At 65.6% G+C, this 15,737-nt stretch carries 12 protein-coding genes; 8 read left to right on the forward strand and 4 right to left on the reverse strand.

All coding sequences use genetic code 11. The annotated features are described in order from the left end of the window. The first annotated feature begins 2 nt into the window (after positions 1 to 2). The 4 genes from ligD to glgB all read left to right on the forward strand — a co-directional run bounded on the left by ligD (position 3) and on the right by glgB (position 8,945). Positions 3 to 2,561, forward strand: a complete 2,559-nt coding sequence (gene ligD, locus PVA39_RS10575; protein ID WP_274124023.1) for a DNA ligase D — start codon at positions 3 to 5, stop codon at positions 2,559 to 2,561. A gap of 390 nt (positions 2,562 to 2,951) precedes the next feature. Beyond that, positions 2,952 to 4,976 carry an alpha-1,4-glucan--maltose-1-phosphate maltosyltransferase gene (locus PVA39_RS10580; RefSeq protein WP_274124024.1) on the forward strand — a complete coding sequence of 675 codons (2,025 nt, stop codon included), beginning with the start codon at positions 2,952 to 2,954 and terminating at the stop codon, positions 4,974 to 4,976. A gap of 133 nt (positions 4,977 to 5,109) precedes the next feature. After that, a complete protein-coding gene (locus PVA39_RS10585) occupies positions 5,110 to 6,744 on the forward strand; it encodes a putative maltokinase (RefSeq protein ID WP_274124025.1) in 1,635 nt (544 codons plus the stop codon). Then, entirely contained in the window at positions 6,741 to 8,945 is a 2,205-nt protein-coding gene (glgB, locus tag PVA39_RS10590; RefSeq protein ID WP_274124026.1) for a 1,4-alpha-glucan branching protein GlgB, read from the forward strand. Before PVA39_RS10585 ends, glgB begins: the two co-directional genes overlap by 4 nt. 78 nt (positions 8,946 to 9,023) lie before the next feature. Here glgB and PVA39_RS10595 read toward each other — a convergent pair whose 3' ends face one another. Next, positions 9,024 to 9,308, reverse strand: coding sequence for a hypothetical protein (locus PVA39_RS10595; RefSeq protein ID WP_093502500.1), 285 nt, complete (start codon positions 9,306 to 9,308; stop codon positions 9,024 to 9,026). A gap of 225 nt (positions 9,309 to 9,533) precedes the next feature. Between PVA39_RS10595 and PVA39_RS10600 the strand changes: the two genes are divergently transcribed. From PVA39_RS10600 to PVA39_RS10610, 3 genes are all read left to right on the forward strand, one after another. Further along, the gene (locus PVA39_RS10600) at positions 9,534 to 10,622 is read left to right on the forward strand and encodes a DUF1615 domain-containing protein (RefSeq protein WP_274124027.1); all 1,089 of its coding nucleotides are present in this window, start codon (positions 9,534 to 9,536) and stop codon (positions 10,620 to 10,622) included. An 80-nt stretch (positions 10,623 to 10,702) separates the two neighbouring features. Continuing rightward, the gene (locus PVA39_RS10605) at positions 10,703 to 11,542 is read left to right on the forward strand and encodes an AraC family transcriptional regulator (RefSeq protein WP_274124028.1); all 840 of its coding nucleotides are present in this window, start codon (positions 10,703 to 10,705) and stop codon (positions 11,540 to 11,542) included. A 46-nt stretch (positions 11,543 to 11,588) separates the two neighbouring features. Continuing rightward, positions 11,589 to 12,194, forward strand: a complete 606-nt coding sequence (locus tag PVA39_RS10610; protein WP_147176384.1) for a LysE family translocator — start codon at positions 11,589 to 11,591, stop codon at positions 12,192 to 12,194. Positions 12,195 to 12,376: 182 nt separating this feature from the next. On the opposite strand, the gene PVA39_RS10615 is transcribed toward PVA39_RS10610, so the two are convergent. From PVA39_RS10615 to PVA39_RS10625, 3 genes are read right to left on the reverse strand one after another with little or no spacing between them, the layout of a single operon-like run. Continuing rightward, positions 12,377 to 13,060, reverse strand: a complete 684-nt coding sequence (locus PVA39_RS10615; protein ID WP_274124029.1) for a GNAT family N-acetyltransferase — start codon at positions 13,058 to 13,060, stop codon at positions 12,377 to 12,379. Positions 13,061 to 13,073: 13 nt separating this feature from the next. Further along, positions 13,074 to 13,511 carry a GNAT family N-acetyltransferase gene (locus tag PVA39_RS10620; protein ID WP_274124030.1) on the reverse strand — a complete coding sequence of 146 codons (438 nt, stop codon included), beginning with the start codon at positions 13,509 to 13,511 and terminating at the stop codon, positions 13,074 to 13,076. A gap of 29 nt (positions 13,512 to 13,540) precedes the next feature. Continuing rightward, complete coding sequence (locus PVA39_RS10625; RefSeq protein ID WP_274124031.1) at positions 13,541 to 14,167, reverse strand: FMN-binding negative transcriptional regulator; 627 nt, start codon at positions 14,165 to 14,167, stop codon at positions 13,541 to 13,543. A gap of 90 nt (positions 14,168 to 14,257) precedes the next feature. Between PVA39_RS10625 and pdxR the strand changes: the two genes are divergently transcribed. Further along, positions 14,258 to 15,730 carry a MocR-like pyridoxine biosynthesis transcription factor PdxR gene (gene pdxR, locus PVA39_RS10630; RefSeq protein WP_274124032.1) on the forward strand — a complete coding sequence of 491 codons (1,473 nt, stop codon included), beginning with the start codon at positions 14,258 to 14,260 and terminating at the stop codon, positions 15,728 to 15,730. Positions 15,731 to 15,737: the final 7 nt, after the last annotated feature.

Here is a 15,737-nt window from a genome sequence, read left to right on the forward strand (position 1 = left end):
CCATGGCCAAGGCAACCAGTGCATACAACCGCAAGCGCAATTTCGACTCCACCAGCGAGCCCCGCGAACCTGCGCGGCGCAGCCGGGCCAAGGCGGGTGCATTGACGTTCGTGGTGCAGAAACACGATGCCCGAAACCTGCACTACGACTTTCGCCTGGAGCTGGAAGGCACCCTGAAAAGCTGGGCCGTGCCCAAGGGGCCGAGCTTGGACCCTAAGCAAAAGCGCCTGGCCGTACATGTCGAGGATCACCCGCTGGCCTACGCCAGCTTCGAGGGCAGCATTGCCGAGGGCAACTACGGCGCCGGCGACGTGATCGTCTGGGATCAGGGAATCTGGCAGCCCGAGGGCGATCCCGTGGCGGCGTATGAAGCCGGCAAGCTCAATTTCACCCTGATCGGCGAGAAGCTCAGCGGTGCCTGGACCCTGGTGCGTACGCGTTTGAAAGGCAGTGGCGACAAGCAGCAGTGGCTGTTGATCAAGGAGCAGGATGACGTGGCCCGGCCCGCAGCCGAGTACGACATCGTCAACGAACTGCCGGCCAGCGTGATCAGCGGCGAACTGGTGGGTGGCATGGAAAAGCCCGCCGCCAATCAGGTACAGAAAACCCGATTGCGCAGCAAGCCACCGGCCAAACCGAGCCCCAAGAAAACCGCCAAGGTAGCCATGCCGGACAGCCTGTCGCCAGAGCTGGCCACCCTGGTCGAGTCGCCACCTGCCGGCGACTGGCTCTACGAAATCAAGTACGACGGCTATCGGATCATGACGCGCATCAAGGCTGGCGAGGTGACGCTGTTCAGCCGCAACGGCCATGACTGGACGGCGCGCATGGCGCCTCAGGCCAAGGCGCTGGAAAAGCTCGAGCTCGGCGACAGCTGGCTGGATGGTGAGGCGGTGGTGCTCGACGAACAGGGCATGCCGGATTTCCAGGCCCTGCAGAATGCCTTTGATGACGCCCGCAGTGGCGACATCCTGTATTTCCTGTTCGACGCGCCCTGGCTCGATGGCGTCGACCAGCGCGAATTGCCGGTGGAGCAGCGCCGCGAAGCGTTGCAGCAGAAGCTGCCTAAACGCAAAGGCCCGCTGCGCTTCTCCGAGGCCTTCGAGGTCGATCATCAGAGCGTGCTGGGCAGCGCCTGTGCCCTGGGTCTGGAAGGGGTGATCGGCAAGCGTGCCGGCAGCCCCTATCGATCCTCGCGCAGCGCCGACTGGATCAAGCTCAAGTGCCGGCAGCGCCAGGAGTTCGTGGTGGTCGGTTTCACCAAGCCCCAGGGCAGCCGCTCGGGTTTCGGTGCGCTGCTGCTGGCGGTCAACGAGGCGAAGGGCCTGCGCTACGCCGGGCGGGTCGGCACCGGCTTCAACGAGGCGCTGCTCGCCAATCTGCACAAGCGCATGAAAGCGCTGGCGCGGGATGACTCGCCGCTGCACAAGCAGCCAGGCGCGGCCCAGCGCCGTGGCGTGCAGTGGATCGAGCCGCAACTGGTGGTCGAGGTGGCCTTCGCCGGCTGGACCGGCGAGGGCCTGGTGCGCCAGGGCGCCTTCGTCGGCGAGCGCAGCGACAAGCCGGCCGAGCAGATCGTCGAAGAGCAGCCGGCGTCAGCCAAGGCCGTGGAAGAGGGCGCATCAGTCAACAAAGCGCCCGGCAAGGTTTCGCCGCGCAAGGGGCGTGAGCAGATCGGCGAGGTGTCGGTCAGTCATCCAGAGCGTGTCATCGACGACCAAAGCGGCACCAGCAAGGCGCAGCTCGCACGCTTTTACGCCGAGATCGCCGACTGGCTGCTGCCCGACGTACGCAACCGGCCGGTCTCGCTGTTGCGCGCGCCAGGCGGCGTCGGCGGCGAGCAGTTCTTCCAGAAGCATGCCGAGCGCTTGGCGATTCCCAATATCCGTCATCTGGATGCCGACCTCGACCCCGGTCACGACCGGCTGATGGCCATCGACAGCGTACCGGCCCTGGTCGGCGCCGTGCAGATGGGCACCATCGAGCTGCATACCTGGAATGCCCCCTACGCCAGCATCGAGCGGCCGGACCGGCTGATCCTCGACCTCGACCCGGATCCGGCGCTGCCCTGGCGCGCCGTGCTGGAGGCCACGCGCCTGAGCCTCTCGGTGCTCGACGAACTGGGCCTGGAAACCTTCGTGAAAACCAGCGGCGGTGCCGGTATGCATCTCGTGGTGCCATTGGCCCGGCATGTCGACTGGGACACGCTGAAGGCTTTCGGCAAGGCGATTTCGCAGTTCATGGCCAGCGAGTTGCCGGATCGCTTCAGCGCCCGTATGGGCCCGAAGAATCGCATCGGCAAGGTTTACCTGGATTACCTGCGCAACGGCCGCGGCGCCAGCACCGTGGCTGCCTATTCGGTGCGCGCGCGGCCCGGCCTGCCGGTATCGGTGCCGATCCGCCGCGAAGAACTGGGGCAATTGCGCGACTCGAAACAGTGGCATATCGGCAACCTGCAACAGCGGTTGGCCAAGCTCGATGAGGATCCTTGGGCCGGTTATGCCACGCGCCAACGCATCACCAAGGCCATGTGGAGGAAGCTCGGCGCCGAGGCGCCCTGAGATCCTTTCACGGTCTTGCGGCTCGACTTCAGCGCATAACTTGTAGGAGGGGCTTTAGCCCCGAGCTTTATTGGGGGGCAAGGAGCTCGGGGCTAAAGCTCCTCCTACATTCTCACCGGCCGCTTCTGCCTTGTAGCAGCCTATTCAATGTTGCCTTGACGGTCGTGCGCAGGTTCTGAGGCGCAGTTGCCTCGCCTCGGAAACTATGAACTTTGCCAAAGCCGCCAGGTTCGGAGATAGACAGGTCGCGGCACCCGGGAAACCCTGCGGCAGAGCAGGGCGACAGGTGCCGACGGCAACCCGCATTTAGGTACGCACTGTCGCGTACAGCCCGTGGCATGCCGCGGCGCAACAGCTTATACGCCTGCCAGGCGTGAGGAGCCCGTTTCGATGCCATCTGCTTATTCGCAAGCCGACTTTCTGCAGGAACCGGTCCGTTTGAATCACGGCGAATTGTCGCTGGAGCGTGCGTTGCAGTTGCCGCGCCTGGCCATCGAGGAGGTCGAACCGCAGGTCGAGCAGGGGCGCTTCGCTGCCAAGGCCATCGCCGGGGATCGGGTCACGGTCAGCGCGCTGATCTTCGCCGATGGCCACGACAAGCTGGCCGGTGAGGTGCTGTGGCGCGAGGTGGGGACGTCGGACTGGCATCGCGAACCGCTGGTGGATGTCGGCCTCGAGCGCTGGCAGGCCGAGATCACTCCGCAGCGTGTCGGTGAGGTGGAGTTTCTCATCGAGGCCTGGTGGGACATCTACGCCAGTTACTGCTACGAGCTGTCGAAGAAATTCGGCGCCGGCGTCACCATCAACCTCGAACTGCAGGAAGGCCAGGCCTTGCTGCGCGAGGCCGCTGACAGGGCCGAGGGCGATCTGGCCATCAGCCTGCAGGTGCTGTGCGACGAGTTGCAGGAATTGCAGAGCCTGGACGAGCGCGTAGCGCTGCTGCTGGCGCCCGAAACCGTTGCCCTGGTACGCCGCGCTGAAGGCCATCCGCATCGCACCCGCAGCGCCACCTATCTGCTCGACGTGGAGCGTCCGCTGGCGCGCTTCGCCAGCTGGTACGAGCTGTTTCCCCGTTCGGAAACCGACGACCCCGAGCGCCATGGCACCTTGCGTGACGTGATCAAGCGCCTGCCGGCCATCCAGGCCATGGGCTTCGATGTGCTGTACTTCCCGCCGATTCATCCCATCGGCACCACCCATCGCAAGGGCCGCAACAATTCGCTGAGCGCTGGCCCGGATGATCCCGGCAGCCCCTATGCCATCGGTAGCCCGGACGGCGGCCACGAGGCCATTCACCCGCAGCTCGGTACCCGTGAGGATTTCGTCGCGCTGGTCGAGGCGGCGCGCGAGCATGACCTGGAAATCGCCCTGGATTTCGCCATCCAGTGCTCGCCCGATCACCCATGGCTTGAGCAGCATCCCGGCTGGTTCAGCTGGCGCCCGGACGGCACCATCCGCCATGCCGAAAACCCGCCGAAGAAGTACGAGGACATCGTCAACGTCGACTTCTACGCCAGGGATGCGGTGCCCGACCTGTGGCTGGCGCTGCGCGACGTGGTGCGCGGCTGGGTGGAGCTGGGCGTGTACCAGTTCCGGGTCGACAACCCGCACACCAAGCCACTGCCGTTCTGGGAATGGCTGATCGCCGATATCCGCAAGACCCACCCGCAGGTGATGTTTCTCGCCGAGGCCTTCACCCGCCCGGCGATGATGGCGCGTTTGGGCAAGGTGGGCTTTACCCAGAGCTACACCTATTTCACCTGGCGCAACACCAAGGCCGAGCTGGAAAGCTACCTGACCCAGCTCAACGAGGCACCCTGGCGCGATTGCTATCGCCCCAATTTCTTCGTCAACACGCCGGACATCAACCCGTACTTCCTGCACCACAGCGGCCGCGCGGGCTTTCTGATCCGCGCCGCGCTGGCGACCATGGGCTCGGGGCTATGGGGCATGTATTCGGGCTTCGAGATCTGCGAATCCCTGCCGGTACCGGGCAAGGAGGAGTACCTGGATTCGGAGAAGTACGAGATTCGGGTGCGCGACTATCAGGCGCCGGGCAACATCGTCGCCGAGATCGCCCAGCTCAATCGCATTCGCCGGCAGAACCCGGCGCTGCAGACCCATCTGGGGTTCCAGGCCTACACCTGCTGGAACGACAACATCCTGTACTTCGGCAAGCGCACCGCCGACCGCGAGAACTTCATTCTTGTGGCGGTCAGTCTCGACCCGCACAACGCCCAGGAGGCGCACTTCGAGTTGCCGCTGTGGGAACTGGGCCTGGATGACCACGCTACTACCCACGGTGAAGACCTGATGACCGGCCACACCTGGCACTGGCACGGCAAGACCCAGTGGATGCGTATCGAGCCCTGGCACCAGCCGTTCGGCATCTGGCGCATCCGCGTGGCGAGCTGAGGAACCGTTCGATGGCACGCCGAGCCTGGCATTGGACCTTTTCTGATGACCGCTGCGGACCGGGCCACTCGATGGCCGGTTCACTCGGTCGTCCTCTGGCATCTATTGGCTTCTGCTCGCCGAGGAGGCGCACATGACCCGCTCGCACTCAACGTCGGTCGACCCCATGGCGGAGCTGACCACCCTGGTGATCAACGATCAACTCGGCGAGCTGCTGCAACTGCCGGCTCGCGCGACCCTGGAGCAGGAGTCGCTGCCGGCCTACCTGCCCAAGCGGCGCTGGTTCTCCGGCGGGGCTGAGGACGTGAAGCAGGTGAAGCTGCTGTATGCCGTCCCGTTCGGCAGCGCAGATCAACCTTACGTGCTCGGTGAAGTGGAAGTGGTGCGTCAGTCCGGCAGTATCGAACACTATCAGGTGCCGCTCGGCTATGTGGGCGAGCAGGACGCAAGCAGCGGCCTGCCACAACAACTGGCCCTGGCCCGGCTGCGGCGCGGTGGTCAGGTAGGGCTGCTCACCGACGGCTATACGCTACCGGGTTTCGTGCGCCATGTGATGGGTCAGTTGAGTGCGCGCCGCGTGCTGGGCTGGCAGGGCAGCGAGATCCAGTTCGTGCCCACTGCGCGCCTGCAGGAGCTGGGCGACCTGAGCAATGCCGAGGTCAAGCTGATCTCCGCGGAGCAGTCCAACAGCTCGGCGATCATCGCTGAACAGGCCGTGCTCAAGCTGGTACGTCGCGTGCTGCCGGGCATCCACCCGGAGGCGGAGATCGGCGGCTACCTGACGGCGGCCGGCTTCGCGCACATCGCACCGCTGCTGGGCGAAGTGCGCCGCGTGGACGAGCAGGGCGTGCCCCACACCCTGATGATCCTGCAGGGCTACCTGAACAATCAGGGCGATGCCTGGCAGTGGACGCTGAACAACCTGGAGCGCGCGGTTCGCGAGGAACTGGCCGGCGGGCATGTCGAACAGGACAACCGGCATGGCGCCCTGACAGAGCTGGAAACCTTCGCCGGCCTGTTGGGCAAGCGTCTGGGTGAGATGCATGTGGCCCTCGGCCAGGCCAGCGACAACCTTGACTTCGGCTACCACGAGACCGGCGACGCCGAAGTGGCCGAGTGGTCGCAGAACATCACCGCCCAGGTACGTGAAGCGCTGAAGGTGATCGCCGAAGGGCGCGGGCATCTGCCAGGCGAGGCGGCCAATCAGGCGGACTGGCTGGCCGCCCGCCATGAGCAGATTCTCGAACGGGTCGAAGACCTGGCGCGACGTTCGGCGGGCGGCATCCGCATGCGTGTGCATGGCGACCTGCACCTGGGCCAGGTACTGGTGGTGCAGGGCGACGCTTACCTGATCGATTTCGAAGGCGAACCGACTCGCACCCTGGAAGAGCGCCGCGCTTTCTACAGCCCGCTCAAGGACGTCGCCGGCATGCTGCGCTCCTTCGACTACGCGGCCGCCATGGCCATGCGCAGCGCCCAGGGCGGTGACGTCACGGCCGAGGCCGAGCAGGCCCGCCAGCATATCGCCGGGCTGTATCGCAGCCAGGCCAGAACCGCATTCAATGAAGCCTACCGGCTGGCGGCAGCCGATCTGCCCCACGCGTGGCACGACCGCGAAGGTGAAGTGGCAGCCCTGGCGCTGTTCTGCATCGAGAAGGCGGCTTACGAAATTCTGTATGAAGCGCGCTATCGTCCTGATTGGCTGGAAGTTCCGGTGCAAGGGTTGATAGAGCTGAGCAACTATCTCTTGGGGAGCGGTAAACGATGAGCAATGGAGAAACCGAGCGCCAGGTGGCGGGTATCGAGCGCGCCGCCGTCGAGGCCCTGATACGGGGCGAGCATGGCGATCCGTTTTCGATTCTGGGCCCTCACGAGTTCGCTCACGGGCTGACCATTCGCGCCTACCTGCCCGGCGCCCTTGGCGTCGAGCTGATCCACGCGGTGAGTGGCGAGGTGCTCGGCACCCTGGAACAGTCCAGCGTGCCGGGGCTGTTCAGCATTCGCATCGAGCAGCAGGTGCCGTATCGCTATCGCATCCAGTGGGGCACCGGCGTACAGGAAACCGAAGACCCTTACGCCTTCGGTCAGCTGCTCGGCGAGATGGACCTGTACCTGTTCGCCGAGGGCAATCACCGCGAACTGGGCAAGAGCCTGGGCGCCCAGTTCACCACCCATGAGGGCGTGCAGGGTGTGCGCTTTTCGGTGTGGGCGCCCAACGCGCGTCGGGTTTCGGTGGTTGGTAACTTCAACGGCTGGGATGGCCGCCGCCACCCGATGCGCCTGCGCCAGCCCAGCGGCGTGTGGGAACTGTTCATCCCGCGCCTGGCGCCGGGCGAAGTCTACAAATACGAGATTCTCGGTCGTGACGGCCTGCTGCCGCTCAAGGCCGACCCCATGGCGCTGGCCAGCGAGTTGCCGCCGGCCACTGGTTCGGTGGTTTCCGCGCCGCTGCAGTTCGACTGGCACGACGCGCATTGGCTCGAGCAGCGCCAGGCCCGGCAGGGCTTCCAGGCGCCGATGTCGATCTATGAATTGCACGCCGGCTCCTGGCGCCGCGAGGGCGGCGAGAATGGCCGCCTGCTGAGCTGGCGCGAGCTGAGCGAACAGCTGATTCCCTACGTGCAGCAGTTGGGCTTTACCCATATCGAGCTGATGCCGATCATGGAGCACCCGTTCGGCGGCTCCTGGGGGTACCAGCTGCTGTCGCAATTCGCCCCGACCGCCCGTTACGGCAGCCCGGCGGATTTCGCCGCCTTCGTCGACGCCTGCCACCAGGCCGGTATCGGCGTGATCCTCGACTGGGTGCCCGCGCATTTCCCCACCGACGCCCACGGCCTGGGCCAATTCGACGGCACCGCGCTGTACGAGTACGCCCATCCCTTCGAAGGCTTCCACCAGGATTGGGATACCTACATCTACAACCTGGGCCGCACCGAGGTGCACGGCTTCATGCTGGCCTCGGCGCTGCACTGGCTGCGCACCTATCACATCGACGGCCTGCGTGTGGATGCCGTGGCCTCGATGCTCTATCGCGACTATTCGCGCAAGGAAGGCGAGTGGATCCCCAACCGCTTCGGCGGGCGCGAGAACCTGGAAAGCATCGACTTCCTGCGCCACCTCAACGACGTGGTCGCCCAGGAAGTGCCCGGTGCCTTGGTGATCGCCGAGGAATCAACCGCCTGGCCCGGCGTCAGCCGACCGACCCAGGAAGGCGGCCTGGGTTTCTCCTACAAATGGAACATGGGTTGGATGCACGACAGCCTCAAGTATGCCGCCGAGGATCCGCTGCACCGTCGCCACCATCACCATCAGCTGACCTTCGGCTTGCTGTACGCCTTCTCCGAGCATTTCGTGCTGCCCATTTCCCACGACGAAGTGGTGCACGGTAAGCGCTCGCTGCTCGACAAGATGCCCGGCGACCGTTGGCAGAAGTTCGCCAACCTGCGCCTGTACCTGAGCTTCATGTGGAGCCATCCGGGCAAGAAGCTGCTGTTCATGGGCTGCGAGTTCGGCCAGTGGCGCGAGTGGAACCACGACCACGAGCTGGACTGGTATCTGCTGCGCTACGGCGAGCACAAGGGCGTGCAGCAACTGGTCAGCGATCTCAATGGGCTGTACCGCCACGAGCCGGCGCTGCACCAGCTCGATGGCAGCGCCGAAGGCTTCGCCTGGCTGATCGGCGACGATGCCAGCAACAGCGTGTTCGCCTGGTTGCGTCATGACGGGAGCGGCGCGCCGCTGCTGGTGGTGCACAATTTCACGCCCGAGCCGCGCAACGGCTATCGCATCGGCGTGCCGAAAGAGGGCGCCTGGCACGTGCTGCTCAACAGCGATGCCGAGCGTTACGCCGGCTCCAATGCGGGCAGCCAGGGCGGGCTATTCAGCGAGGCATTGGCCAGCCATGGCCAGCCTCAATCGCTGAGCCTGGATCTGCCGCCACTTGGCACGCTGGTGATCAAACCGCAATGAAACGAGAAAGGGTGGACCGATTGCTCGGCCCACCCTTTCTGCTTTCAAGCGCGGGACTTGTTCAGGCCCCTGTAGCCGTCACACGTAAGCTTGTGCGGCAAAACCTCGTGGCAGGCGATTGCGGCCGGGCAGGTCGGTCAGGTGCTGCTGCCAGGAAGTGCGCCAGTCGGTACGCGGCTGCGCGACCTTGGCCTTGCGGGCGGCGCGTCGCGAGGCATTGCGGGCATCACGGCGCGCCTGCTTGTACACCTCGGTGTTGCGGCAGTTGCGGCATTTCACCTGGTTGAGTTCCTTGCTGGAGGCCAGCTTTTCGCCGTGGGTGCCGCAGGCGAGATGACCGTCGATCTTGTAATGGGTAACCATGTGGATCTCCTTGCTCATATCGATCCTGGAGCGCAACTCGCTCCGCGTCCGCAGGCCAGGCGTTACGGGCCTTCGTGAGGGGTAGACCGCTTCGCTTGTGAATGGGTTCTGATTGTTTTGCCCTGCCCAGAGGGCGTTACGGACGGGTATACCCGGCAAATAATCGCGGACGCCGCAGCTTTGTCGTTGTCAGAGCTTCGAGCTTTCCATTGCGAGGAGTCATCGGTGACGCCCCATTTCCTGCGTTCATCTGCTGCGCTATTGGCCGTGTTGCTGGCTGGTTGCGCGTCCCAGCCACGTGAGCCGGTGCCCAAACCGGCCGAAGTGCGCGCGCAGATCGTGCGGCTGATGCCGATGAACACGCCGGATCGGGAAGGATGGGCCGCGGATATCTACGCTGCCTTCGCCGCTCAGGAGATCGCGCCGACCACCGAGAACATCTGCGCCGTGCTGGCGGTGACCGAACAGGAATCGACCTTCAACGCCGACCCGCCGGTGCCGGGGCTAGCCAAGGTCGCCCGGGCGGAAATCGACCGACGCGCAGCCAGTCTGCACGTGCCGCGGCTGCTGGTGAACGCGGCGCTGCGCATCCAGTCGCCGACCGGCAAGACCTACCAGCAGCGCCTGGACAGCGTGCGCACCGAGAAGCAGCTGAGCGAGATCTTCGATGACTTCACCGGCATGGTGCCGCTGGGGCGCCAGCTGTTCGGCGGGCTCAATCCGGTGCACACCGGCGGGCCGATGCAGGTGAGTGTTGCCTTTGCCCAGGCCCATGCCGAGGGCTATCCCTATCCGCCAGACGGCTCGATCCGCCGCGAGGTATTCAGCCGTCGTGGCGGCATGTACTTCGGTATCGCCCATCTGCTGGGTTACCCGGTCAACTACCCGAAACCGCTGTACCGTTTTGCCGACTTCAACGCCGGCTGGTACGCCAGCCGCAATGCGGCGTTTCAGAATGCGGTCAGCAGTGCGTCGGGCATTTCCCTGGCGCTGGATGGCGACCTGATCATCCACGGCAGCAGCAAGGTCAGCGCCACCGAGCTGGCAGTGCGCTCCCTTGACAAGCGGCTGAATCTCAGTGACCGGGCGATTCGCCGGGATCTGGAGCAGGGCAGCAGCCTGGAGTTCGAGGACAGCCGCCTGTACGAGCGGGTTTTCGCCCTTGCCGACAAGGCCGAGGGCAAGCGGGTGCAGCGCGAGTTGCTGCCGGGCATCGTGCTGGAAAGCCCGAAGATTACCCGCCGGCTGACCACCGCCTGGTTCGCTGAACGCGTGGATGCGCGCCACCAGCGCTGCATGGCGCGGGCCCGATGAACGGCTGCTCAAAAGTTCCAGAATGGGAGCAGCAGGTCGGTTAGCATGACCCGCTCACATCCCGTGGCGCTGGAGCAGTCATGAGCGCGCAGAGTTGGGTCGACCTGGCCCAGGACACAGAAACCGGTATCGAGACCATCCGCGCGCATTTTCGCGGCCATGCCTACGATCCCCACTGGCACGACGCCTACCTGGTCGGCTTCACCGAGCAGGGCGTGCAGCAGTTCAATTGCCGCAAGCAGTTGAACAGCAGCCTGGCCGGCCAGGTGTTCATGCTCGAGCCTGGCGAGTTGCACGACGGCCACGCGCCGGAGCCGGAAGGCTTCACCTACTCGATGCTGTACCTGGATACCCAGTGGCTGGAGCGTGAACTGCGCAGCCTGTTCGAGCAGGCACCAGCCGACTGCCTGCCGGGGTTCAGCGCCACCCTGGCCAGTGACCCGCGCCTGCTCGCCGCGGTGGTCGAAGCGTTCGGCGCCCTGCATGGTCGGGATCTGCGCATGGTCAGGCAGTCCGCCCTCGATAATCTTCTGGCGCGTCTCACCGAGCGCCTGCATTGGCGCCGCCGTCTGGAGGTCGACCCGCGTTTGCCGCTGGTGGCCCAGCGTGCGCGGGACTTCCTGCATGACCAGCACACCCGCGATATCGGCCTGGATGACCTGGCCGCCGCCTGCGGCGTGGATCGCTTTCGACTGAGCCGCGCCTTCAAGGCGGCCTTCGGCCTGGCGCCCCACGCCTACCTGGTGCAACTGCGCCTGGCCCGTGCACGGCACCTGCTGGCCCGTGGCGAGCCGCCGGTGCAGGTGGCGGCGATTCTCGGTTTTGCCGACCAGAGCCACCTGGGGCGCTGGTTCCGTCGCGCCTACGGCATCACCCCGGCGAACTACCAACGGCGCTGCTCAAACCTTCCAGACCGCTGAGGCGCCAGTGTCGATGATCAGGGCTCGGATCGTTCAGGAGCCCGTCATGACCCAGCTGTTGCCCTTCATGCTGTTCGCCTTCGTTGCCTCCATCACCCCGGGGCCCACCAACGTGCTGGTGCTGGGCAGCAGCGCCCGCCATGGCGTGGCCAAGACCCTGCCGCTGGTGATCGGCGCCTGTGTGGGCGCGGCGGCCATCGTGGTGGCGGTGGGGCTTGGCCTGGGGGAATTGCTGCAACAGCACCCGCGTCTGCAATGGGCGATGGCCTGGTTCGGTGTGCTGTGGTTGAGCTACCTGGCCTGGCGCATCTTCAGCAGCCCTGCGGCGGCGCTGGATGGCTCGGCGGTGACGGCGGACGAGAAGCGCCTCGGGCTGTTCGCCGGTGCTGCGCTGCAGCTGGTCAACCCCAAGACCTGGATGATGGCCCTGGCGGTGGTCAGCGTGTTCGCCACGCCGGGGCCCGGCCAGGCGCTGCGTGTGGCGTTACTAGCAGCGATCTTCCTGGCCATCTCCCTGCCGTGCCTGGGCTGCTGGGCGCTACTGGGGCGCGGCGCCGCACGCTTGTTCACGTCGGCCCGCGCCATGACCCGTTTCAACCAGATCATGGCCGTGCTGCTGTTGGTCTCGGCCTGGCTGGGTGCGCCGTTGTAATCGTTCACGTTCCTCGACGTGGCGGGGGCGAATGGCGCAAGGTCTATTGGCTGAAGCTTGTAGCTTCGTAGGATGGGTGAAACCCATCAACGCTAGATGGGTTTCACCCATCCTACATGTAGCAAATGAATTCATGTGGGAGCGCGCCATGCGCGCGAAATAGCGGCAACGCCGCGCCCAAGTCAAGACTCACGAAATTCTTCCAAGCGCCGACGCTGTTGCCCCAGTTCATCGAAATTGTCCGCGGCCAACCAGCGTACGAAGGCCTCGCGAATCGGCGGCCAATCGCCATCGATGATCGAGAACCAGGCGGTATCGCGGTTCTGGCCCTTGATCACCGCATGCTGGCGGAACAGGCCTTCCTGGGTGAAGCCCAGGCGCTCGGCAGCACGCATCGACCGCGCATTGCGTGCGTTGCATTTCCATTCCAGGCGGCGATTGCCGAGCTCGTCCATGGCCAGGCTCATCAGCAGCCAGATCGCTTCGGTGGAGGCGGGGGAGCGCTGCATGGCGCGGCCAAAGGCAATATGGCCGATCTCGATGCAGCCGTCGGCTGGGGCGACACGCAGGAAGCTGAGCAGCCCTAGGGCACGTTTCGACGCGGCCTCGATCACCGTGAAAAACAGGGGATCGTCGCTCACCTGCTTGCCCGCGAGCCAGGCGTCGAAGGCACTGCGTTCGGCGAACGGGCCGTAGGGCAGGTAAGCCCACAAATCGGGGTCACTGTTCGGGCCTTGCAGGGCTAGCCATAGATCTTCGCCGTGGCACTGGGCGTCGAGCGGCTCCAGATGCACGAAGCGGCCGTGCAGTTGGGCACGGGGCGGTGGTGGGACGGGTTTCCAGTCGAGCAGGGTATCGTCGGTCATGGTCGGCTCCTGATCACAATTTCTTGCGGTACTGCACGAAGCCGGGGCGCTCGGCGATGCGGTCGTACAGTTGCATGGCTGTGGTGTTGCTCTCGTGGGTCAGCCAATGCACACGCGAGGCCCCGGCCTGGCGGGCCTGGGCGTATACGTGCTCGATCAGCCCGCGGCCAGTGCCGCCGCCGCGTACCTGCTCGTCGACGAACAGATCCTGCAGGTAGCAGTAATCGCCCTCCGTCCAGCAGGAACGATGGAAGATCCAGTGCACCATGCCGATGGCGCGGCCGTCCTGCCAGGCCAGGGCCGCGTGCACCGGCTCATCGGCGGCAAGGAACCGCTGCCAGGTCAGCGCAGTGGTGGCCTCGGGAATTTCGGTGGCGTAGAAGCGTTGGTAGCCCTGCCAGAGGTGCAGCCAGGCGTCGTGATCGTCAGCGGCAACGGCGAGTATTTCCATGCTCGGGTCTCCTGTGTTTATCGAGTGATTCAGTCAGCTATGCGCTGCGCCAGGGCGCGGTCGCGGGAATCGAGGCTGGCGGCGAGGCCGTCGTGTACGCCGTGCTGGTCGGCTTCGCTGCGGTTTTGGCCGAGCTTCCATTTACCTTCCAGGCGCTCGATGGGCAGGGCGAAGCCGACGATTGCGCGCAGCATGCCGTCGATGTAATCGCGCGGTGCGTCATCTATGGCCCAGGGTTGGGGGCGCAGGCTTTCGTGGCGGTCGGTGAGCTCGCCGAGGAGGTTCAGCAGGCGTTCGGCGTCGTCGAACACTTCGGCGCGGCCATAGGCGTGCACGGCGATGTAATTCCAGGTCGGCACCACCTTGCCGTGCTCGGCCTTGGCCGGGTACCAGGACGGGCTGACATAGGCGTCGGCGCTGCTGAACACCACCAGGGCTTCGCCGCCTTCGGCCAGCAAGCGCGCGTGCGGGTTGGCTCGCGCCAGGTGGCCATACAGCGTGCCGTACTCGCTTTCTTCTGGGCGCAACAGTAGCGGCAGATGGCTGGCCTGCAGGCCGTTTTCGCCATGGCTGATCAGGGTGGCCAGGCGGCAGCCCTGGATCTCCCGGTGCAGGGTAGCGAGGTCGTGCTGGCGAAAGGCGGAGGGTGTGTACATGGGCCGTTTCCTGAAGGGAATGACGTCATCCTAGATTTGTGATTGGTCTGTTGTAAGATCCATTTTCAGTGACTTTCATGGAGCCAATCGATGGCCGCTTCAGCTCCGCTTCCCGTCGACCTCACCGGCCTGTGCCTGCAGCCCGGCGCGGGCCTGGCGCGTCAGCTGTACCAGGCGCTGCGTGAGCGCATGCTCGACGGGCGCCTGCCGGGTGGCACGCGTCTGCCGGCCAGCCGCCAATTGGCCGAGCTGCTGGGTGTGTCACGCAATACCGTCAACCGCGCCCTGGATCAGCTGTATGCCGAGGGCTACGTGCAGGCGCGGGTCGGCGACGGCACCTATGTGGCCGATCTCGCCGCCGGCGCGCCGCTGCCTGCAGCGATTCCGTCGATCGAGATCAGCAGCAGTGCCTTGCAGCGGCTGCAGAACTTTCACTTGCCGCCGCACCTGCCGGGGCCGCCACGGGCATTTCGCGTCGGGGTGCCGGCCTTCGACCTGTTTCCCTATGAAGCCTGGGCGCGCCTGGCCGCGCATTTCTGGCGGCGGCCGGCGCCAGCGCTGCTGGGCTACGGCGACCCGGCGGGCGATGCGCAGCTGCGCGAGTTGATCGCCGCCTACCTGCGCAGCAGTCGCGGCCTGCAGTGCGACCCGGGGCAGATCGTCATCACCTGCGGTGCTCAGCAGGCCATCAGCCTGTGCACCCAGTTGCTGCTCGAGCCCGGCGACCGGGTCGCTCTGGAGGATCCCGGCTACCGCGCCGCGGCCCACGCGTTCAGCGTCGCCGGGGCTCGGCTCGAAGGCATCGGTATCGACAGCGAGGGCCTGGATGTCGCCGCCCTGGAGCGGGCCGGGCCCTGTCGGCTGGCCTATGTCACGCCATCGCACCAGTACCCGACCGGGGTGACGCTGTCGTTGCCCAGGCGTCTGGCACTGCTCGACTGGGCCGAGCGCAACGATGCCTGGATCATCGAAGACGACTACGACGGCGAGTACCGCTACAGCGGCACACCGCTGGCCCCGCTGGCGGCACTGGATCGCGGCCAGCGCGTGCTGTACGTCGGCACCTTCAGCAAGATCGTCTTCCCGGCGCTGCGCCTGGGTTATCTGGTGGTGCCGCCGCGCCTGGCCCAGGCCTTCGCCCGCCGTCGCGGGGTGGACATGCGCCACTCCGATATCGGCACCCAGGCGGTGATGGCCGAGTTCATCGCCGCTGGGCATTTTCAGCGGCATATCCGTCGCATGCGCAATGCCGCTCGGTCACGGCGCGACGCTTTGCTGGCCGGTTGGCCGGATCAGGTGCCTGGCTGCTCAGCGCTGCCCGAGGTCCATGCCGGTCTGCACCTGAGCGTGCGCTGCGAGAGTCTGGCACGCGAGCGTGAACTGATCGCGGCGGCTGCCAACGTTGGTGTGGAAATCAACCCGCTGAGCGTGCAGTGGCTGCCAGAAGGGCGCACACCGCCGGATCAGCGTGCAGGGTTGGTGATGGGTTTTGCGGCGGTACCGGAGCGAGACATCTTCGAGGCGCTGCACGCCTTGCGCCGGGCGTGGGGCCTGCAGCCCTAGTCGCGCC

The sequence above is a fragment of the Pseudomonas sp. CNPSo 3701 genome (genome assembly GCF_028674975.1).
In the GTDB taxonomy this organism is placed as follows: domain Bacteria; phylum Pseudomonadota; class Gammaproteobacteria; order Pseudomonadales; family Pseudomonadaceae; genus Aquipseudomonas; species Aquipseudomonas straminea.